This is a genomic window from Bacteroides sp. (assembly GCF_030151085.1).
GTDB lineage: Bacteria > Bacteroidota > Bacteroidia > Bacteroidales > Bacteroidaceae > Bacteroides.
The window spans coordinates 1-21,520 of record NZ_JASLER010000035.1; the positions used below are offsets into that span (position 1 = coordinate 1).

The following is a 21,520-nucleotide window of genomic DNA, read 5'->3' on the forward strand; positions in this document are numbered from 1 at the left end:
AGTAAAGTAAATATTGTAGCAGGGATACAATCCCTATCGGAAGAAATAACAGTAACCAGAATGGCAGCAAAAATAACCCTGAACATCAAAATAAAGTCGGAAAGTGGAATAACTATTACTGGCTACAAAGTTTGCAATTTACCCTCAAAATCGTATTACCTATCTGGTAGCACGGATGCTAACAACACCACTTGGCTTGAAAGCGGAATCCAAGATATAGGCAATGTTATAACTACTAACATTGTGTTTTACATGTTTGAAAATCGCCAAGGAGTTGTCAGTACTATCACTCAGCAAAAAGATAAAACTGCAATTAATGCCCCCACTTATGCAACCTATATTGTAATCAATGGCAATTTATCAGGTATAGCTGTAAACTGGAGAGTTTATTTAGGCGAAAATAATACAACAGACTTCAATATTAAACGGAATAGCAGCTATACATATAACATCACATTAGAAGCAGGGAAAGCAGACTCCAGAGTTAATATAGAAGCAACCGGAATCTCCAATTTGAGTAGTGCAGGAAATGCCAATTGCTATTTAGCAGCCAAAAATAAACAATGGTATAGTATAACTGGAACAATACGCGGAAATGGCAGTACACAGGATTATGCCAATGAACAGTATCCTGGAGTTAGTATGCTACCTTCTATAATACCCGAAGCGACACGTGCCATAGATATCCCTATATCTGCCGTAAAAGATGCAGTAGTCGTTTGGGAAACAAGCAAAGGTTTAATTGAGTGGGTTATATGGGACTGCAATACAGGCACCATAAAGTTTAAAACAGGTACAGATAAGGGAAATGCAGTAATTGCCATACGTGACACTAGTGGTAAAATCTTATGGAGCTGGCATATCTGGCGCACAGATGAAGTAGATTTAGCAACTCTAAACAGTAGTCATACTATGACAATCATAACTAATACAGCACGAACTTGGTATACAAGTTTGCCAGGAATAGGTGCTAGTGCTGGGAGAAAACGTTCAATAGTCATGACACGATGCAGTTTAGGATCACAACTAAATACGGCTAAAAGCTATCTAACACCTGCAGGCAATATCGGTATTTATAATATGCAATACCAATATGGAAGAAAAGACCCCTTTCCCGGAGGTAGTACTTATACAGCAGATAGCGAATCAACTATTTATGGTTACGGCTCGTCAACAGCCTACAAAACGACCGGATTTACTATTGGCAGTGAAATAGTACCAAGTAACTCCTCATTAGGCAGCACGACCCAGGAACTTTTAAATTATACTATCAATCATCCCGAACGTTTTATATATTACAATGGTTCGACATATAACTGGATTTATAATGCTACCATAAACTCTAGCGCATGGAAAATATCAAATTGCTTATGGGGAGACAATAATAAAGTAACAACAGCAGACGGAATAGGTGTCAATGCAGGATATTTAGATCCTCTGCCTTGGGGAGTAGTAGGAGAAACGGGGAAAAAGACAATTTATGATCCTTGTCCAGCCGGATGGCGAATTGCACCAGCTGACAGTTGGACAGGATTAGCAGATGATGGAATTTCGAGTTGGGTATCAACAACTACAAGTATGGCAATTACACAAATAACTAATGGAATAACCTGCAAATTTAAAACCTGTTCGGAAGAAATCTTTTGCCCACTGACTGGATTTCGCTGGGCAACTACCGGACTATTACGTAACTCCGGAATACAGTATTCTATGTGGTGGTCCTCGCCTTCCGGACAAAATCACGAACATGCTACTTATTTCTATTATTATCATCCAATCAATAATGCACATCTTGCAAGTGATTATTATAGAGCACTTGGTCTTACAGTACGTTGTGTAAAAGAATAAATCAGAATTCCAAATTCATAAAAGCAATCCCGAGTAAATACTTACTCCAAAAAATTAATTATACCAGAAAAACAAAATATATACTCAACAGACTTTGCAACTACACTTAAACTCTTTATATCAATTTAGAGTACAAGGAAAGTGTTCCAATCATTCAGTGAAAAGTATCCCTCAACACTGAAGATGTAATTGTCAACGTCTGTTTTTTGTTTGTTTGCATATCCTCTACGCTGCGAAGCGTGGAGGATATTTTAATTACTCAGCTCTTTATAAATTTGTTCGCTAATGCTCTTCATCCCCTGAACAGACGGATGCCCCCACTGCTTGTCTATATCGTGTAGGCGGATATTAGTAATTCCATAATGACGGCAGATCTTATCCATAGAATCGGTAACTTCCGCTGAAAGTTCGGAGTTGGTGATATTATACACCTTGGCTTCCGGGTAGTTCTTGGCAATATAGTCCAGCAATTGGCAGAAGGCAGGACGGAAATTATAAAGATCGGCTTTTGTCCAGTTGGCATACTTATAATTGCCAATAGGCGCACCCGCCCAACTATCATTGGTACCTCCAAAAATAAGAATGATATCCGGTTTGCCAAGGTTACTCATACGGGTTATAAAAGAACGGTCTGAATAATCGGCTTTCTTATAACCAGTGTTACAGATAGTAGAACCGGAATAGGAATTATTTTTCTCCAGTTGGTAGTCATTACCATTTATAAATTGATACCACCATGTATCTTCTACCTTCTTCACGTCATTTTCTTTCTTTTCACCGGGTACACCGTACCAACATAAATTCGTATCAGGAGTTACATGACCGTAGTAGGTAGAGTAAGAATCACCCAATATAGACACTTTCTGCTGAGAAAAAACATCACCGACAGAAGTTAAAATCAAGAGTAGAAAAAGAAAAAGGGGTAAGGATTTGTAATTCATAGCTATGTTATATTTAATCAGGGTCAAATATAGAGAAAAAATATAGATCCAACCCAAAAGTCAAAAGAAAACCCCTCTACCCTCCATCTTTCCAGATTGGGAAATGACAAAGGAATAGAGAGGCAGAGAGAGAAAAAGAGAGAGTATGCTGTTAATTTCTGCCACCACCGAGTGCTTGATACAGGTTGATGACACCTTGTATCTCATCAAAACGATCGGCTACTTGGGTAAGTTGGGCAGAGAGTAAAGATTGCTGTGCGGTGAGGACTTCCAGATAAGTGGATGTACCATGTTGCATCAGAAGTTGGGTACTACGGACAGCTGTTTCCAAAGAAGTAATCTGTTCCGTTCGGAGTTGAGTTTTGCCACGGGCCACCTGCACTTGGGTTAGGGCGTTGTTTACCTCACTACCGGCATTGAGCAAAGCTTGTTGGAAAGAAAGTTTAGCTTCTTCCTGCTGAGCTTTGGCTATTTTCAGTTGAGCCAGATTCAAGCCTTTATTGAAAAGTGGCTGGGTTAATGAACCCACGGCAGAAAGCAGAAGTTTACCCGGATTGATAATCATACTTCCGGCTGAATTAGTCCACCCTGCCGTACCACTTAAAGTAATGGAAGGATAGAAAGCGGAACGGGCGGCATTCGTATTATAGAAAGCGGCTGCCAAAGAGAGTTCCGCACTCTTCACATCGGGACGGCGGGAAAGGAGTTGCAAAGGAATACCTACCGTAAGTTCACCGGGAAACGCTTGCGTGAAAAGCGGACTGCTAACTGCGGATGATTCACCCTTCAAAGACTGATTGCCGCGAGCTATATCACCGGGTACATTTCCAAGAAGAATAGAAAGACTATTCTCCACTTCCTTGATTTGCTGCTTCATGTCGAGCAAAGATGCTTCTACCTGACGGCAATTTGCTTCGGATTGAGCAACCGAAGCTTCGTTCGTCATTCCAGCAGCCATCATGGCACGCATAGTACGTACGCTTTCGCCCCAGTTGGCAGCGGTTTCTTCGGAAATACGATATTGCTCATCAAGCATTAATAAGGTATAATAAAGATTGGCAACGTTGGCAATCAACGAAGTGCTGACAGCTTGCTCATATTCCACACTTTGCAGATAGAGTGCTTTGGCCCGGCGTTTGGAGTTGGTAAGTTTACCGAATATATCTACTTCCCAACTGGCAGAAGCAATTCCCGAATAAGTCCACGAGCCTTTAGACTTATCAAAGCTACTTACACCTCCTTGCGGAGTAAGCATGAAGGATGGCAGATAAGCCAACTTGGCCGATGAAAGGGTAGCCTCAGCCTCCTTGATACGTTGCTGAGCCGAAAGGAGATCGGTATTTCCTGCCAAAGCCTGCTCGATGAGCGATTGCAGTTGCGGATCGCCGAAAAGTTCACGCCAGGAAAGGGAGGCGATGGAGGCGGTATCTTGCGCCTCAACGCTTTGCCCACTGAGGGCGTCCTGACCATAGAGTCCGTCAGTCTTCACTTCCGGACGTTCATATTTGGTGTAGATGCCGCAGCTGCTCAAAAGCAGAACAGCTACGGACAAGGTGATTATTTGTTTCTTCATTTATGCGATTCTTCTATTTCTTTCTTACTAATTTCCATTTCTTCTTCAATCTGCCAGTCGAGGGCTTGGGGTGCCTGCACAGGTTTCACACGTTCCTGCAACCACTGGAAAGTGATGAATAGCACAGGTACGATGAAAAGCAATGCCAACGTACCGATAGTCATACCACCAATCACGCCCGTACCCAACGAACGGTTACCATTGGCACCTACACCGGTGGCTACCATAAGCGGGAAAAGACCGAAAATCATCGTAAGTACCGTCATCAAGATGGCACGGAAACGAGCTTTGGCTGCACTGACGGCAGAAGCTATCAGTCCCATACCGGATTTGCGGCGCTCAACGGCATACTCCGTCAGCAAAATGGCGGTCTTGGCAAGAAGACCGATAAGCATAATCAAACCGGTCTGGAGATAAATGTTATTCTCCAACCCCATCATACGGGCAAAAAGGAAACTACCCATCAATCCCGCAGGAACAGCAAGGATTACGGCAAAAGGCACAATGAAACTCTCATAGAGCGCACTCAGGATAAGGTAAATCATCAGAATACAGATTCCGAAAATGATTACTGTGGTTCCCCCCTGCTGGCTCTCTTCGCGAGTGATACCGCCAAAGTCGTAACCATAGCCTTTAGGAAGTGCAGCCACCGCCGCCTCTTGTACGGCACGAATAGCATCTCCCGTACTATAACCATTGGCAGGCATAGCATTCACAGCGATGGAGTTGAACATATTGAAGCGGCTCAACGACTCGGCGCCATAACTACGAGTCAAGGTGACAAACTGACTCAGAGGTGCCATCTCACCATTGCTCATACGCACAAAGGTATTGTTGAGCGAAGTCTCATCCATACGTGACTTCGGATCGGCTTGTATCATCACCTTATATACTTTGGAGAAGCGGTTGAAATTAGATACATACTGTCCACCATAATAGCCGGAAAGTGTAGAGAGCACTGCATCCGGCGTAATGCCGGCGCGCTTGCACTTCGAGGCATCGACCTCTACCGTCCACTGTGGATAGCGTACATCGAAGGTGGAGTATGCCATTGCAATCTCGGGGCGCCCGTTCAGCGCAGCCATATATTCCTGTGTAGTCTGAAAGAAGGTGTTGATATCACCACCCTGCTTATCCTGCACATTGAGGTCGAGTGCGTTACCCATACCATAACCCGGAATCATACCCGGAGCGATAGCAAATACAGTAGCATCCTTAACGTCAGCCGTACGTGCATAAATCTGACCAATGACTGCCTGCACTTGGTCTTCATCCCCCTTACGTTCGTCCCAAGGCTTCAACTTCATGATAATCATACCGAAAGAATTTCCCTGACCGGAGAGAAGTCCGTAGCCTGCCACCTTCTGCATGTGCAACTTCTGCGGAAGACCTTCGAGGCGCTTCTCCACACGATCCAAGATATCGCTTGTGGTTTTGAGCGAACTACCCGGAGCAGTGCTGACATTCACGAAAAGCACACCTTGATCTTCGTCGGGCACGAGTCCCGTCTTGGTAGTGTTCATCAAATAAACCAGTAACACGATGGAGCATGTCAACAGCGACCATGCTAACCAACGGCGTTTGATAAAGAGCAATACAATCTTCTTATACTTCTCTGACACTACATCAAAAGCAGCGTTGAATGCCTTACGGAAACGAGCAGCAAAATTCTGTTTCTGCGTGCCATCTTCATTAATATAAGGTTTCAGCAGCAGGGCACAGAGAGCCGGACTCAGTGTCAAAGCATTGACTGCCGAGATACCTACCGCCACAGCCATCGTCAATCCGAACTGTGTATAGAACGTACCCGAAGTACCGCTCATAAATGACACGGGGATAAATACCGCCATAAACACCAGTGAAGAAGTAATTACAGCATTACTGATACCTTTCATCGCATCAATACTAGCCATGTAGGAGGACTTATAGCCGACATCGAACCGTGCCTGCACCGCCTCCACCACCACAATGGCATCGTCCACCACCGTACCGATGACCAGCACCAGTGCAAATAGTGTAATCAGATTGATACTAAATCCGGCAATCGCCATAAAAGCGAACGTACCGACAAGCGAAACGACAATGCCCACCAACGGAATGAGTGTAGAACGAATGTCCTGCAAGAAAACATACACCACAAGGATTACGAGCAGGATAGCTTCAATCAGGGTCTTCACAACCTCGTGGATAGAGGCGAAAAGGAAGTCGTTGGACGACATTAACTGGGTCAGCTCCACGCCTTGTGGAAGATCCTTACTCACTTCTTCGAGAAGTTTGTCAATCTGCTGGTTTACCTCCGTTGCATTGGAGCCTGCGGTCTGGAACACCATACAAGAAACACCGGGATGTCCATCCATCGAGCCTTTGTAGGCATAGCTATCCTTGCCCAACTCTACATCGGCAATATCTTTCAGCTTCAGCACTTCGCCGTCTTCGGTAGAGCGGATAACGATATCACCAAACTCTTCGGGGGTGATGAGCCGTCCGGTATACTTCATGGTATATTGATAGGTTTCGTCAGAGTTCTCGCCGAAGGAACCGGTAGCAGACTCGATGTTCTGTTCCGACAATACAGCCGTTACGTCCGAAGGAATCAACTTATACTGCGCCATTACGTCGGGCTTCATCCAAACACGCATGGAGTAGTCGCCACCCATAATCATCATATCACCTACCCCGGAGATTCGAAGAATCTGAGGTTTGAGGTTAATACTGATATAGTTGGACAGGAAGTTCTCGTCGTAACTGTCGTCGGGACTAAAGAGGGAGAACATCTGCAAGGTACTGGTCTGACGCTTGCTGGTAGTAACACCCACCTGGGTTACTTCAGCGGGTAACTGACCATTAGCTTTGGAAACGCGGTTCTGCACATTCACCGCCGCCATATCGGGGTCGGTGCCCTGTTTAAAGTAAACGGTGATGGAAACGGTTCCGGCATTGGTAGCGCTGGAGGTCATGTAGGTCATATTCTCCACACCGTTGATAGCTTCCTCCAACGGGGCGACAACGCTCTTCTGAAGGGTCTCGGCACTAGCACCGTAGTAGGTGGTGCTCACCATGATGGTAGGCGGTGCGATATCGGGGTATTGTTCTACGGGTAGTGTGAACAAGCCGATGATGCCCAGAATGACAATCGTAATAGAGATGACTGCCGAAAAGACGGGGCGTTCTATAAAGGTTCGTAAATTCATAAATTAATCCTCCTTTGTTTGTTCTTTAGCTGTTTCCGGTGTTTGTGCTGAAACCGTTTTTACTTGAATAGGCGTACCTTCACGCAACAGTCCCACTCCTTCGGCAACAATCGTATCGCCTACTTTCAACCCATCGTCTACAATATATTCTTGTCCACCATTCACACGGGTCACTTGTACCGGTGCCGATTGCGCTTTGCCATCTACCACTTTAAATACAAAGACCTTATCCTGCACTTGGTAAGTAGCTGCCTGAGGAACAACGATACAATTCTGCTTCTGTACCGGAATAACGACATTGCCCGAGCCACCGCTGGTTAACAATCCGTCTTTATTAGGGAATACTGCGCGTAAACTTACCGTACCTGTAGAAGTATCAATCACCCCACTAATCGTTTCTATCTTACCTTGCTCAGAATATGCAGAACGGTCATTCAACTGCAAAATGATAGCAGGCATTTCCTCCAGTGCTTTGTCTTTTGAACCATAACGGCGAGTCATATCCAGCAGTTGATTTTCCGTCATTGAAAAGTACACGTACATATTGGAATTGTCCGAAACGGTAGTCAATGGCTTCGGCAGACTTGCGCTCACCAATGTACCTACCCGGTAAGGTAAGGTTCCCACTACACCGTCAGCCGGACTCTTCACTTCCGTATAAGAAAGATTATTGGCGGCGTTCACCTGTTGTGCCTCAGCTTGTGCCAGCTGTGCTTTCGTCGTCAGCAAGCTATTATAGGAGGTTTTCAGGTCGAATTCCGAAATTACTTTCTGGGCATACAATTCCTTCTTGCTGTCATACGTCAGTTGGGAAGTGGCTACTCCGGCACGCGCGGCCTCCACATTCGCCTCAGCTGTACGCAAGGCTGCCAAGTAAGGCACCTGGTCTATAATAAACAGCACTTGTCCTTTGCGTACCGCTTGTCCTTCTTCTACACAAAGCTTAGTTAAAGTACCCGATACTTGCGGGTAAATGTCAATGTCCTGACGTCCACGGATCGCTGCCGAATAAGCAGTTTGCAGTTCTTTGTCGGTCGTCGTGATGTTCATCACCTGATACTCCGATTGGGGTTGAACGGCAGGGGCGTTGCCACAAGCTGCCAATGTCACACTACAGATGAATACTATCATCTGGTTCATCATACTCTTTTTTGTTATCATACTCTTTATCTTAAAAAAATAATGTTTTGTCTCTCATTCGTTCCACTTCTTTGTTGAAAGCCGGCGGCAAAGTTATGCCGTTTTTGAACAATAACTTGTTTCATAGAGTGCACACAATTGTTCATTTTCGGAACATGTTATTTAACAAGTCAAAAAGAACTTGTACCTTTGCCAGCGTAATTCATAACGAAACTAAAATATGAACCCATTATTAACTACTCAGCAAGAAACGTTCAGATCGGGAACAGATGATCTGGAATACTTCCATAACCGACTTGTAAAAATGAACAATGGCGCCTTGATATTTTGTATTCAGGGAGAAGCGGAAATCACCATTGATTTGCAGAAATATCACATTGTGCCTAATACGAGCATTATCATATTACCCAAGTGCATATTCTCACTAACATCGGCAAGCGAAGACTTCAGTGCCCGCTATTTCGCTTATTCGGACGTGATGTTCAAGACCGCCTGCTTCCGGTTGGACCCTCCTTTTATCCATTTTCTGAAAGAGAATGCTTGCTATACGCATACTGAGGAAAACCCATTGCGCGCACTCCGTGGACTAATCGCTGCAAGCGAAGGTATCTATCTCGACTCCGAAAATCGCTTCCGTGAAACCATTGCACAAAACCTGCTGCAAATCTTCTTCTTCGATACCTTCGACAAGGTATCCCGCCTCTTCACACCCGAACAGATAAATGGTAGTAACCGAGGAGAAGAATTGTTCAAAAAGTTCATAAGTTTGGTACATACGTACTGTATCACCCAGCGGGATGTTGCTTTTTACGCCGAACAACTTTGCATCTCTACCCGCTATCTGTCGTCCATCACCAATAAAATAGCAAAAGATTCCGCCAAAGAAATTATTGATGAGGTTTTGATGTTGGAGTTGAAAGTTGCCCTGCAATCAACCGACTTATCGCTGAAGGAGATTGCAGACAAGTATCGCTTCCCCGACCAATCCTTTTTCGGACGATATTTTAAGAAGCATACAGGGATGTCGCCCAAGGAGTATCGGACGAAGAAGGAATAATGAATACACAAAGAAAAGGAAACAGAATATTACATTCTAAACAGTAATACTTATCTTTGTTTTTTCCGACACCGAGGAAGGGCTTGTTCCCCGGTGTCGAGCAAGGGGTTACTCGGTGCCGAACCCTACCTTCCTCGGTGTTGAAGAAAGACCCTACTCAGAAGGTACTCTGACGGGGGATAGCTCATTAGAGAGAGAACTTGATTAAATTTAAACATTATCACATGGTCTTCTCAAATGCAGAAACAAACTGAATTTCTATTGCACATAACTGGATGATACATGAACTAAATGACTATTTAGCGCAGCTTAAGCCTGAAGGGCTTTTATCTTACAGCCCAGGGCATCGCCCTGGGTCTCTGAATGCCTACACACTCTGCGCCCTGAAAGGGCATAAGACCTGTTATAGAGACTTTTGCCCTTTCAGGGCGCAACGTTAACAACCTATTATATGTACCCAGGGCGATGCCCTGGGCTGTAAGATAAAAGCCCTTCAGGCTTAAGCTGCGCTAAACTCCCATTTACCTCAAAACCCATCCGAAATGAGGTAAATGATAATTTACCAGTCTGCATATAGGTGACTTTTACCGCTAGGAAGAGGTCACTCTCACGAATCCCCTGATTGTATTCATCTTGTTTGCATTGCCCATTGTAGGCTGCATCGAGGTCTTCTCATTCAATCAGTTCAATACGGATGTCCCGCTTCTCGTAGATATTGTCTAAACGGCGTACTAAATTGCCGAATCGTGTTCTGTCAACCTCCAACTCGTCGCTGGAAGCTAAAAATATCTTGATGGTTTTCATGGTTTATGTTCTTTCAACCACTGCTTGGCCTTTTCATTGCCTAATTCAGCGCTACGAATATAATACTCTATCGCTTTATTCATGTCGTCTATCGCCTCGTAAGCTATCGCTACATGGCGATATGGATTCGCATAATCAGAATCAATGTCTATGGCTTTCATTGCGGTTTCAATCGCTTTTTGATGCTCACCCATCTGATTATAGGTATAGGCGAGATTGTTTAGTATTATGGTATTATTCCCGTCTATCTCCAATCCTTTCTGATACCATTCTATAGATTTTGATAAATTATTCAAATCACAATAGGTATCTCCTATTGCTCTAATAAGACTAACATCATTGGGGCCTCCTATATTAGCTTTAAGATACCATTTTAATGCTTTATTATACTCTCCTTGGTTATTATACACACTTCCTATATTGTAATAATTGGTGGCTGTATCAGGATGTTCAACCCCAAGAACTTTTTCACGAATAGCTAAAGCCTTAAAATGCCATTCCAATGCTTTATCATACTCTACTTGGCTATCATATACAGATCCTATATTGTTATAGCTGGTGGCTGTATCAGGATGTTCAACCCCGAGAACCTTTTCATGAATAGCTAAAGCTTTAAAATACCATTCCAATGCTTTATCATACTCCCCTTTGCTATCATATGCAAATCCTATATTGTTATAACTGGTGGCTGTCTTAGGATGTTCAACCCCGAGAACCTTTTCACGAATAGCTAAAGCCTTAAAATGCCATTCCAATGCTTTATCATATTCTCCTTTGCTATCATATACAGATCCTATATTGCTATAGCTGGTGGCTGTCTTAGGATGTTCAACCCCGAGAACCTTTTCACGAATAGCTAAAGCCTTAAAATGCCATTCCAATGCTTTATCATACTCTCCTTGGCTATCATATATCGCTCCTATATTGTTATAGCTGGTGGCTGTATCAGGATGTTCGATCCCGAGAATCTTTTCACGAATGGCTAAAGCCCTCAAATACCATTCCAATGCTTTATCATACTTTCCTTGGTTATCATACACCAATCCTATATTGCTATAGCTGTCGGCTGTATCAGGATGTTCAACCCCGAGAACTTTTTCACGAATAGCTAAAGCCTTAAAATGCCATTCCAATGCTTTATCATACTCTCCTTGGCTATCATATACAGATCCTATATTGTTATAGCTGGTGGCTGTCTTAGGATGTTCAACCCCGAGAACCTTTTCACGAATGGTTAAAGCCTTAAAAAAACATTCCAATGCTTTATCATACTCTCCTTGGTTACTATATATCGCTCCTATATTGTTATAGCTAGTGGCTGTATTAGGATGTTCGATCCCGAGAATCTTTTCACGAATGGCTAAAGCCTTAAAAAAACATTCCAATGCTTTATCATACTCTCCTTGACTACTATATATGGAGCCTATATTGTTATAGCTGGTGGCTGTATCAGGATGTTCAACCCCGAGAACTTTTTCACGAATAGTTAAAGCTTTCAAATACCATTCCAATGCTTTGTCATACTCCCCTTGGTTACTATATATGGAGCCTATATTGCTATAGTTGGTGGCAGTCTTAGGATGTTCAACCCCGAGAATCTTTTCATGAATAGCTAAAGCTTTCAAATACCATTCCAATGCTTTATCATACTCTCCTTGGCTATTACATACAACTCCTATATTGTTATAGCTGCCGGCTGTATCAGGATGTTCGATTCCGAGAACCTTTTCACGAATCGTTAAAGCTTTAAAATACCATTCCAATGCTTTATCATACTCTCCTTGGCTATCATATATCGCTCCTATATTGTTATAGCTGCTGGCTGTCTTAGGATGTTCAACCCCGAGAACCTTTTCATAGATAGCTAAAGCCTTAAAATGCCATTCCAATGCTTTATCATACTCTCCTTGGTTATCATATACCATTCCTATATTGTTATAGCTGGTGGCTGTGTGCTGATTTTCCAAGCCATACAAGATTTTGCCAATAGAAATTAGTTCTTGATAAATTACTAAGGCCTTGTCATACCGGGCATAATTAAAAAGAAAAGTTCCATATTCACGGAGTAAATCCCCATACACTTCTTTATTCATCTCCACTTCTTTAGCCAATCGCATCGCTTCGTCATAGCATTGTTCAATCTCCACGAAACGGTTTTCATTACTGTAGATAGTTAGCAAGTTTTTGGCTCGCAGGCGATACTCTTCTATATTAGAGAATACAGCCTTTTGAGCCTCTTCGGTCAGTTGCTTGCCCATGCGGTAGTTCTCTAAGTTGCGTCGGGTGTCGGCTTCTATTTCTTTGGGGTCGAGAATGGCATTGGCTCCCATGTTGTCGCCCGCTTCGAAGCGATCAATGGCACGGCGCAGGCGGTCGCTTGACGCACGTCCTTGCAGCGACACAATGGTGAGGGCGGTATCCAAGAGTGATTTCTCTAAATCATTCAGCTTCTCTTGGAGGTTATATCGCTCAGTGCGCTTACTGCCCAGTAATTGTTCTATGGTCTCGTTGGGCGTGGTGGCAAGGATGCTTTCAAAGGCGGCGATTTCGCCTTGTACTTTGGCAAGGTTCTCTTTCCATTCAATATACTGTTGGTTATTGGCTGTAAAAGGCACTTGGCTCAAGTCGGCTACAGGCATGGAGTCCAGCTTTACTTGTGCGTTCTCCACTTCCAACTTTAGTCCCGACAGGCGGTTGCTCTCCACTAATTGCAACTGCATCACAAAGTGGAGCTGCATGGTATCGGTATTGCCATAGCGGCACCAGTAGTGCCCCATCTCGTCGAACAAGCGTTTCTTGAAGGCTGTCAGTTCGGGCTGTTCCTGCTCGTCCTCCGCCAAGTCCTTCATATAGGCATAAACTTTGGGCGAAGCGTGCATTTTGAACTCTTCGGTTGCCACATTGAACTCTTCAAGCGTGAATTTGCCCGCCTTTTGATGAAATACCGCCAGGAAGAGGTCGCTCTCACGAATCTCTTGATTGTATTCATCTTGTTTGCGTTGCCCGTTGTAGGCTGCATCGAGGTCTTCCCATTCAATCAGTTCAATACGGATGTCCCGCTTCTCGTAGATTTTGTCTAAACGGCGTACTAAATTGCCGAATCGTGCTCTGTCAACCTCCAACTCGTCGCTGGAAGCTAAAAATATCTTGATGGTTTTCATGGTAATAGGATGGTGTGTAATTCATGGTGATTTTTTAAAATTTAGCATAAATGTAAAGAAAATAATTGGAGTAGTGGTGTCTTTCACTGTAAAAAATGCTCTGTCAAGTTATTTTTCAAGAATCCCCCGTAGCCTTGTCCTTAGAAACTGCTTGAAAAGGAAACGGCTATTATTGTATATCTATCTGAAAGTATTACCTTTGCCCCTACTTTTATAAGGAAGCACATGAATGCTAAGAATAACTACATCTATCATCTGATAGCCATTCTCACAGTTTCTATCTGGGGATTGACCTTTATCTCTACTAAAGTATTAATAAACAACGGACTGACACCGCAAGAAATCTTCCTGTTACGTTTTGTTATTGCTTATATCGGAATCTGGTTTATTTCTCCCCGGAAACTATTTGCCAATTCGTGGAAAGATGAAGGTTGGTTATTGCTGGGTGGACTTACAGGTGGGTCAATCTACTTCCTTACGGAAAATACAGCATTAGGTATTACACTTGCCTGCGATGTTGCTTTCATTGTTTGCATGACTCCGCTGTTGACTACTATACTGGCTTTGCTAATCTATAAGAAAGAGCGGGCTACTCCGATGCTAATCGGTGGTTCACTTATAGCGTTGGCAGGTGTTGCAATGGTGGTCTATAACGGACACTTCGTGCTGAATCTCTCTCCACTGGGAGATTTCCTTTCACTGCTGGCCGCACTATCATGGGCATTCTATAGCCTGATTATGCGCAAACTGCTCAACCGATACGATACCGTTTTCATTACCCGCAAAATATTCTTCTACGGTTTGCTGACTATACTTCCCGCTTTCCTTTATTCGCCTTGGCAGGTAAATTTGTCTATCCTAACCGAACCCAGCGTACTGCTGAACCTTCTATTTTTAGGAGTTATTGCATCGCTGGTCTGCTTCGTTGTCTGGAATATTATCCTGAAACGGCTGGGGACTATCCGTGCTTCCAATTACATTTATCTCAATCCGCTTGCAACAATGCTGGGTTCCGCTTTTCTGTTGAGCGAACCTATTACTTATATGATGGTGATCGGTGCAGGGCTTATACTGGGGGGAGTATATTTGGCTGGAAGAAAGAAAACATAATATACCGGCCCTATTCTATCATCACTTCACTAAATTTTCTTTATATTTGTCAGGTATTCATTTAATCTATTTATACCATGAAAAAACTTAACCGTGCACTCTTTGCGGGTGCTTTGGCTTTAGTCTGCACTTCCTGCCACAAAGTAACTGAAGCCAATTATCAAGTAATTCCCCTCCCCCAAGAGATGAATTTTACAAAGGAAACACCATTCGAGCTAGATGGAAACACAACAATTGTTTATCCTGAAAATAATGTTCTACTGAAACGTAATGCTGAATTCCTGGCAGAGTATCTGACGCAGGCAGCTATCGGTATCGATAATCCTCCAACACAAGCCGTTGCCGAAGGTGCAGAAGTGAAGGGTCAAACCATTGTACTGGGACTTGATCCTACCATCGAAAACCAAGAAGGCTATGTGCTGACCGTAACTCCCAAGAATGTATTCATCAAAGGAAAAACAGAAAATGGAGTATTCTATGGCATTCAAACACTACGCAAATCAATCCCACCTACAAAGACCGGCTTTGAAAATATCGCTTTACCCACCGGAACCATCAAGGACGCTCCCCGATTCTCTTATCGTGGTATGCACCTCGACGTAGGGCGCCACTTCTTCCCCGTAGAATTCATCAAAGAGTATATCGACCTGTTGGCTCTGCATAATATGAACACTTTTCACTGGCATCTGACCGAAGACCAAGGCTGGCGAATTGAAATCAAGAAATATCCCAAGCTGACAGAAATAGGTTCAATACGTAACCGTACCGTGATTGGCAGAAATACAAATGAGTATGACAATACCCCTTACGGTGGTTTCTATACTCAAGAGCAAGCTAAGGAAATCGTAAAGTATGCACAAGACCGCTATATTACAGTGATTCCCGAAGTCGATCTTCCCGGTCACATGCTGGCTGCGCTGGCCGCTTATCCGGATATGGGCTGTACCGGTGGTCCTTACGAAGTATGCCCGCGCTGGGGCGTATTTGAAGATGTAATCTGTATCGGCAACGAGAAGTCCATGCAGTTCCTCGAAGATGTGATGGCAGAAATTGTCGAGATATTCCCCTCCGAATATATCCACATCGGTGGCGACGAAGCACCCCGTACCCGTTGGGAAAAATGTCCCAAATGCCAGGCACGTATCAAAGCGGAAGGATTGAAAGCGGATAAGGAACATACAGCCGAAGACCGTTTGCAGAGTTATTGCATGACCCGTATCGAGAAGTTCCTCAACAGCAAAGGACGCCGGATTATCGGTTGGGACGAAATATTGGAAGGTGATGTTGCTCCGAATGCCACTGTAATGTCATGGCGCGGTTCGGAAGGTGGTATCAAAGCCGCACAAATGGGACACGATGTGATTATGACCCCTAATAATTTTTGCTACTTTGATTATTATCAGTCGGCCGATTCCAAAGACGAGCCATTCGGCATCGGAGGCTATGTACCTGTAGAAAAAGTATATAGTTTGGAACCTACCGCTTCACTTACTGAAGAACAAGCTAAGCACATCCTCGGCGCACAAGCCAACCTTTGGACAGAGTATATTGCCACCCCTCAACATGTGGAGTATATGATACTACCCCGTATGGCAGCCCTTGCCGAAGTACAATGGACACAACCGGAAAAGAAAGACTACAAAGACTTTACCAGTCGTCTGGCACGTCTCATTAAATTATATGAAAGAGACGGTTTGAATTACGCTAAACACGTATTCGACATAAAAGCTGAATACAACTCCACCAAAGAGGAGTCGGGAAATAGCAACGGAGCAATTGTAGCTGTTCTAAGTACGATTGATAATGCGCCCATCTACTATACTCTGGATGGAACAGAACCGACTTCCGCATCACAGTTATATAATAGAACAGGAGTAGTCATCGACCAATCAGCCGATTTTCGTGCCATTGCCATTCGTCCCGAAGGAACAAGTAAAATGATTGAAAAGAAAATCTCTTTTAATAAAGCAACCCTCCGCCCTATTGAACTGATCGGTACTCAACCTGCTCCAAAGTACTCTTTCGGAGGAGCTAACACATTAGTAGATGGTATGATTGGGAATGAAAGCTATTCATCCGGTTCCTGGTTGGGCTTTATAGACGGAGATGTGACCGCAGTTATTGACCTTGGCAATCCGGCCGCCGTAAATGCAGAACCGATAAAAGTTAAACGTGTGGCCACTCATGCAATTGTAGAACTGAATTCCTGGATTATGGGAAGCACCGGTCTGGTAGTTTCCGTGTCGGATGACAACAAGGAGTTTCGTGAAGTAGCAAGCAAAGTGTTTCCTGCTGAAACAGATATCAACAAAAAGGAAATAGGTAATTATGAAGTAACCTTTGAGCCGGTAAATGCACGCTATGTAAAAGTTGTCATCAAGCGTACACCTGCCTTACCCAAAGGGCATGCAGGAGAAGGAAAAGTTCCTTTCTTGTTCATCGACGAAATCGAAGTTGAATAGGGAACTATTCTCCGGAGTCAAACACTCCATCCGTCAGAATTGAAAATAGATAAATGGTTGTATTTCTGAACTTTTCATCTGAATAACCAGATAAACCATAACAATCATCAGTACCGCCTTTCCCAACAGGGGGAGGCGGATTACTGTTTTTGTACAGGCATGTTCCCAGCTATCGGGTACAAAATGCAGGAAATAACCCAACCCCATCAAAGCAAATACTTCCCAATAGCCTGTCAGCAATTGCGGGAAAAGCTGTGGCCTGAACGTAGTGAATATCTGCTTCAACATATCAATAGAGGTCGAGAAGTCTGCATTACGGAAGAAAATCCAGCAGAAGCAAACGAAATGGAATGTAATAAGTATGCCGAAGAAACGACGAATTCCGTGACTGTGTTCTCCTTTCTTATGCCCGATAATACTCATCCAAAACTTATGCAAGGCAAGCGCCACACCGTGCAGCATCCCCCAAAACACAAAGTTCCAGGAAGCGCCATGCCATAAGCCACCCAAAAACATAGTAATAATAAGATTGGCATACTGACGGATTTTCCCTTTACGGTTACCTCCCAATGAGATGTAGAGATAATCGCGCAGCCAACTGGAAAGCGAGATATGCCATCTGCGCCAAAATTCCGTGATGGAAGCAGACTTATAAGGAGAATCAAAGTTAATATTAAAATGAAATCCCAACAGCAGCGCAATACCAATTGCCATATCGCTATAGCCGGAAAAGTCGCAATAAATCTGTAAGGCATACCCATAAACACCCATCAGATTTTCGACACCCGAATACAGAGTAGGATTATCAAAAATACGCTCTACAAAGTTGATACTGATATAATCGGAAATAATTGCTTTCTTAAAAAGCCCGCTCACGATAAGAAAGATTCCTCTTCCGAACATTTCATTGGAAACAAACAACGGACGGCGGATTTGGGGTATGAAGTCCTTGGCGCGTACAATAGGTCCGGCTACCAATTGGGGGAAGAAAGAAACATAAAAGGCATAATCCAGTAGATTAGTGAGCGGCTTTATCTCCTTACGATATACGTCGATAGTATAGCTCAGTGATTGGAAAGTGAAGAACGAGATACCCACCGGAAGGAAGATATCCATTGCCGTAAAGGTTCCTCCTGTCAGCGAAGCAAAGAAATCGCAGAGGAAATTGGTATATTTGAAGTAAAAGAGTAGCCCCAAATTTATAAGAAGACTTACCACCACCCATGCTTTACGCCGCCAAGGTGTAATGGTACGATCCATTAAACGAGCAAGAAAAAAATCGGTGACCGTGACGAGTGCAAGCAAAAAGAAGTAAGATCCACTACTCTTATAATAAAAGTAATAAGAAAACAGGGTGACAAATAGCAAGCGTGCCGTGGCACGCCGCTGCAACAATAGGTAAACCACTATAAAAGCAGCAAACAGCCAGAGGAAAATACCACTGCTGAATATCATCGGCGCTTGCGGATCGTAAGTGAAGATATCACGCAAACGGTTCAAGTCAATATTTAGTTCATCAATACTCCACATAATCATTATATGCTTTTATTAGGGCTTGATAGAAAAGTTCACCTTGCAACGCATAACCTTCGGGCATGTAGTGTACATGGTCGGGACGCATCAATCCGGCTTCTTGCCAGTTAAGGCATGCACGACGGATACCTCCAAGAATTTCGTACATATCCCATACCGCCAAACCATTGTCATCGGCATACTTACGAATTGTCTGCGCAGCTATAGCAGTACGCGGATTAATTGAGTAAGAACGACGACGACGACGTATACGAGTACTTTCGTAGGAACCGGGAGGAGTAGTCATCAGCATCGGTACATTGGGCAAACTATCACGAAGCATACGAACAAGATCGTCCATCTGCCGGTAATGCAACATTGAATTGTAAGATCGATTATGACTTTCATTCGTCCCAAACGAGAGTATAAGCAGGTCGGGATGCAAAGCGGCAATCTCGGCTATCCGGTCCGGACGAGTGAATGTAACACAGAAAGCTCCATTAATCCCCTCATCAGTATAAGTAAGTGTGCCGAATGCTTTTTGCATCAACTCGCCGGTAGTACGGGGAAAGATATGTCCGCGAATATGGCTATCACCGATATGTACGATACGGATAGTATCAGTAGAAATCCCCAAACGGTTCATACGCAACTTCTCCCAAAACGGATTAAGTATTCCAATGCTGTCTATCAGCTCATTCGCCTTCAGTTGTTGAAAGGCCGCCGGAAAAGAAAGGCGAGGAACCATGATTGTATCGGTGCGTTGTGAATAGAGTAGAAGTGTATCGGTGTGCAAGTGAGCTCTATCAGGCAAAATACTGACCGGCAAAGCATCTTGGGCAAAAAGTCCCTGCCAAGCCGCAAGCAGCATAAACACCGCGCAGCAAATCGTACATCGTAAATCGTCCAATCGTAAATCCTCCTTATGGTTCCGCTTCATACGCACGCCTCCTGTCATATTGTTCCTTTCCATAGATTAGTGCGTCATAAAGCAGTTCTGCCAGATGCTTACCACCACGGAAGTTGATATGTGTATAGTCATAATTAGCTAATGAAGGTTTTGCATGTACCATCTTCGCCATACTACCCTCGCCTCCCATCGCTTCAAAAAGATTCCAAAAAGCAACGGCATTGTCGGCAGCCAGGTTTTCCTGATAACGGACAAGGTTTTTAATACCAGGCATCGTTCGCAAATCGCCCTCTTCGGTTTTATAATCACGGTCGCCTACACTGACCACCAGGATAGCAGCCTTCGGAAAAGCTTCTTTCAGATGTTCCAGTGTGGTTTGCATACCGGCTATATAATTGTCATAATTCCGTCCACGCTCCGTAGCAACATTCAAACCGTATTGCAGAATAATCAAGTCGTATGGGCGCTGTTCATTAAACTCACGCATCATCCAAACCGGAACAGAGCGAAGCGAAAGACCCGAACTGCCACGCAATGAGAAATTATCCACCGCAATGCCGGAAGTTCCGTCCATAGCAAGACCATAGAAAAGAGTGGAATCAGCATTCTCCACCGTCCAGCGAACTGAACCGATATTACCTTCCACACTCATTTCCTGCAATTCTCCGGTTGGCTCAAAGGTTTCAGAAGTCGTTTCTCTCCGATTTACACTTACAGAAAGGGTTGCTTCTCCCCTATTAAAAAAGAAAATACTGGCACGCTCACAAGTATCTAGGCGAGATGCGTATGCCTTTTGTCCTTTCAACTCAACGTATGCGCCGGAATTGGGAACGAAGTAATGTCCGGAAACTCCTTGCTTGCTTCGGTCGAAGAATACGGAGTCCATCACGGAATGGCTCTGCCATCCGCCAAAAGAATGGCGTACCGTAGGGCGGTAACCACTGGTCATAGAAGTAATCGTTACGAAACCTACTCCACAGCCACCATATCGTTTTTGAAGCATCTCGCGCAAGTCGGCTGTCAGAATATCAGCTTCTATAAATGAATCGCCAAAGTAGGCAATACGTACAGGTCGGGGAGTTTTGGACAAATCATCGAGTGCCTGATAAAACCCTGTCATACCCCGCATAGTGGAATCACTATAATCTTCAATGCAAGTCATGCCTGCACGACAAGTGTCGACAAAAGCAGGTTTTACTTTAGTGGGAGGTGGAAGCAAGCTATCCGGCTCGCTCACAGGCTCGGAAGGACGACGTACATCGCCCAGAATATCTACACGCCTCAGTACACGGCCTTTTATTGTAATGCCCGGCAGCAGGTGCATCAGCAGCAGTACCCCTACAACTATAAACACCAATAAACCCGTATATTTCAAAACATTCTTTTCCATAATTCAATTCGGGCGCAAAGATAGGGATTAGACGGGATAATTCTCACTGCACAAAAAAGAATTATCCTCGAAGCAAACATCTTTTTACTTCGAGGATAATAACCAGTTATTGATTTGAACCTATCAGATGGTCTTTTCAATATTCCATACAAAGGCGCGGAGTCCCAGCTGTTCGGTCTGCATGTCCATTTCATGCAGAACTTTCAGCAGCGGGTCTACCCTCTCGTCCTCAACCATCGTCAGAATTGCGGAACACATAGAAGGCCATGCATGGCTTCCGTAATGCGGTTCGCCCGTCTTGGAACCACGACCGCGTACTTGCTCCCAATAAGTGAAGCCCCTACAATTCAATCGGTCCAAAGTAGTCATGATGCGTTCGTAGTACGCTTGGTCAAATGTTATTAATACAGATTTCATATCT

At 44.0% G+C, this 21,520-nt stretch carries 14 protein-coding genes; 4 read left to right on the plus strand and 10 right to left on the minus strand.

Going from position 1 to position 21,520, the window contains the following annotated elements; genetic code table 11:
* The first annotated feature begins 12 nt into the window (after nt 1-12).
* Nucleotides 13-1,848: a DUF4906 domain-containing protein gene (locus tag Q1W14_RS06215; protein WP_300700110.1), complete on the plus strand. Its 1,836-nt coding sequence runs from the start codon at nt 13-15 to the stop codon at nt 1,846-1,848.
* Between the two features lie 251 nt (nt 1,849-2,099).
* On the opposite strand, the gene Q1W14_RS06220 is transcribed toward Q1W14_RS06215, so the two are convergent.
* The 4 genes from Q1W14_RS06220 to Q1W14_RS06235 all read right to left on the minus strand — a co-directional run bounded on the left by Q1W14_RS06220 (nt 2,100) and on the right by Q1W14_RS06235 (nt 8,714).
* Nucleotides 2,100-2,789 carry an SGNH/GDSL hydrolase family protein gene (locus tag Q1W14_RS06220; RefSeq protein ID WP_300699975.1) on the minus strand — a complete coding sequence of 230 codons (690 nt, stop codon included), beginning with the start codon at nt 2,787-2,789 and terminating at the stop codon, nt 2,100-2,102.
* Between the two features lie 151 nt (nt 2,790-2,940).
* On the minus strand, nt 2,941-4,362 hold the full coding sequence (locus Q1W14_RS06225) for a TolC family protein (protein WP_300699977.1): 1,422 nt from the start codon (nt 4,360-4,362) through the stop codon (nt 2,941-2,943).
* Complete coding sequence (locus Q1W14_RS06230) at nt 4,359-7,553, minus strand: efflux RND transporter permease subunit (protein WP_300699978.1); 3,195 nt, start codon at nt 7,551-7,553, stop codon at nt 4,359-4,361. The genes Q1W14_RS06225 and Q1W14_RS06230 overlap by 4 nt, the downstream gene beginning before the upstream one ends.
* A gap of 3 nt (nt 7,554-7,556) precedes the next feature.
* Nucleotides 7,557-8,714 carry an efflux RND transporter periplasmic adaptor subunit gene (locus Q1W14_RS06235; RefSeq protein ID WP_300699979.1) on the minus strand — a complete coding sequence of 386 codons (1,158 nt, stop codon included), beginning with the start codon at nt 8,712-8,714 and terminating at the stop codon, nt 7,557-7,559.
* Nucleotides 8,715-8,913: 199 nt separating this feature from the next.
* On the opposite strand from Q1W14_RS06235, the gene Q1W14_RS06240 reads away from it, so the two are divergent.
* Nucleotides 8,914-9,750 carry an AraC family transcriptional regulator gene (locus tag Q1W14_RS06240; RefSeq protein ID WP_300699980.1) on the plus strand — a complete coding sequence of 279 codons (837 nt, stop codon included), beginning with the start codon at nt 8,914-8,916 and terminating at the stop codon, nt 9,748-9,750.
* A 672-nt stretch (nt 9,751-10,422) separates the two neighbouring features.
* Here Q1W14_RS06240 and Q1W14_RS06245 read toward each other — a convergent pair.
* Nucleotides 10,423-10,554 (minus strand): hypothetical protein, encoded by a 132-nt coding sequence (locus Q1W14_RS06245; RefSeq protein ID WP_300699982.1) that lies wholly within the window; start codon nt 10,552-10,554, stop codon nt 10,423-10,425.
* The gene (locus Q1W14_RS06250) at nt 10,551-13,715 is read right to left on the minus strand and encodes a tetratricopeptide repeat protein (protein WP_300699983.1); all 3,165 of its coding nucleotides are present in this window, start codon (nt 13,713-13,715) and stop codon (nt 10,551-10,553) included. Before Q1W14_RS06250 ends, Q1W14_RS06245 begins: the two co-directional genes overlap by 4 nt.
* Nucleotides 13,716-13,940: 225 nt before the next feature.
* On the opposite strand from Q1W14_RS06250, the gene Q1W14_RS06255 reads away from it, so the two are divergent.
* Together Q1W14_RS06255 and Q1W14_RS06260 are read left to right on the plus strand one after the other, a co-directional pair.
* A complete protein-coding gene (locus Q1W14_RS06255; RefSeq protein WP_300699985.1) occupies nt 13,941-14,825 on the plus strand; it encodes a DMT family transporter in 885 nt (294 codons plus the stop codon).
* Between the two features lie 77 nt (nt 14,826-14,902).
* Nucleotides 14,903-17,287, plus strand: a complete 2,385-nt coding sequence (locus tag Q1W14_RS06260) for a glycoside hydrolase family 20 protein (protein WP_300699986.1) — start codon at nt 14,903-14,905, stop codon at nt 17,285-17,287.
* A gap of 33 nt (nt 17,288-17,320) precedes the next feature.
* Here Q1W14_RS06260 and Q1W14_RS06265 read toward each other — a convergent pair whose 3' ends face one another.
* From Q1W14_RS06265 to Q1W14_RS06280, 4 genes are all read right to left on the minus strand, one after another.
* The gene (locus tag Q1W14_RS06265; RefSeq protein ID WP_300699988.1) at nt 17,321-18,817 is read right to left on the minus strand and encodes an MBOAT family protein; all 1,497 of its coding nucleotides are present in this window, start codon (nt 18,815-18,817) and stop codon (nt 17,321-17,323) included.
* Entirely contained in the window at nt 18,804-19,772 is a 969-nt protein-coding gene (locus Q1W14_RS06270) for an SGNH/GDSL hydrolase family protein (RefSeq protein WP_300699990.1), read from the minus strand. Before Q1W14_RS06270 ends, Q1W14_RS06265 begins: the two co-directional genes overlap by 14 nt.
* A complete protein-coding gene (locus tag Q1W14_RS06275; protein WP_300699991.1) occupies nt 19,723-21,099 on the minus strand; it encodes an SGNH/GDSL hydrolase family protein in 1,377 nt (458 codons plus the stop codon). The genes Q1W14_RS06270 and Q1W14_RS06275 overlap by 50 nt, the downstream gene beginning before the upstream one ends.
* 123 nt (nt 21,100-21,222) lie before the next feature.
* Entirely contained in the window at nt 21,223-21,516 is a 294-nt protein-coding gene (locus tag Q1W14_RS06280; RefSeq protein WP_300699992.1) for a PG0541 family transporter-associated protein, read from the minus strand.
* Nucleotides 21,517-21,520 lie beyond the last annotated feature (4 nt).

What these genes read in the sequence shown, in the direction of transcription:
- Q1W14_RS06235 (WP_300699979.1), bottom strand. Translation starts at nt 8,714, where the DNA reads ATGATAACAAAAAAGAGTATGATGAACCAGATGATAGTATTCATCTGT.
- Q1W14_RS06280 (WP_300699992.1), bottom strand. Translation starts at nt 21,516, where the DNA reads ATGAAATCTGTATTAATAACATTTGACCAAGCGTACTACGAACGCATC.
- Q1W14_RS06265 (WP_300699988.1), bottom strand. Translation starts at nt 18,817, where the DNA reads ATGTGGAGTATTGATGAACTAAATATTGACTTGAACCGTTTGCGTGAT.
- Q1W14_RS06260 (WP_300699986.1), top strand. Translation starts at nt 14,903, where the DNA reads ATGAAAAAACTTAACCGTGCACTCTTTGCGGGTGCTTTGGCTTTAGTC.
- Q1W14_RS06230 (WP_300699978.1), bottom strand. Translation starts at nt 7,553, where the DNA reads ATGAATTTACGAACCTTTATAGAACGCCCCGTCTTTTCGGCAGTCATC.
- Q1W14_RS06220 (WP_300699975.1), bottom strand. Translation starts at nt 2,789, where the DNA reads ATGAATTACAAATCCTTACCCCTTTTTCTTTTTCTACTCTTGATTTTA.
- Q1W14_RS06240 (WP_300699980.1), top strand. Translation starts at nt 8,914, where the DNA reads ATGAACCCATTATTAACTACTCAGCAAGAAACGTTCAGATCGGGAACA.
- Q1W14_RS06250 (WP_300699983.1), bottom strand. Translation starts at nt 13,715, where the DNA reads ATGAAAACCATCAAGATATTTTTAGCTTCCAGCGACGAGTTGGAGGTT.
- Q1W14_RS06275 (WP_300699991.1), bottom strand. Translation starts at nt 21,099, where the DNA reads ATGGAAAAGAATGTTTTGAAATATACGGGTTTATTGGTGTTTATAGTT.
- Q1W14_RS06225 (WP_300699977.1), bottom strand. Translation starts at nt 4,362, where the DNA reads ATGAAGAAACAAATAATCACCTTGTCCGTAGCTGTTCTGCTTTTGAGC.
- Q1W14_RS06270 (WP_300699990.1), bottom strand. Translation starts at nt 19,772, where the DNA reads ATGGAAAGGAACAATATGACAGGAGGCGTGCGTATGAAGCGGAACCAT.
- Q1W14_RS06245 (WP_300699982.1), bottom strand. Translation starts at nt 10,554, where the DNA reads ATGAAAACCATCAAGATATTTTTAGCTTCCAGCGACGAGTTGGAGGTT.
- Q1W14_RS06255 (WP_300699985.1), top strand. Translation starts at nt 13,941, where the DNA reads ATGAATGCTAAGAATAACTACATCTATCATCTGATAGCCATTCTCACA.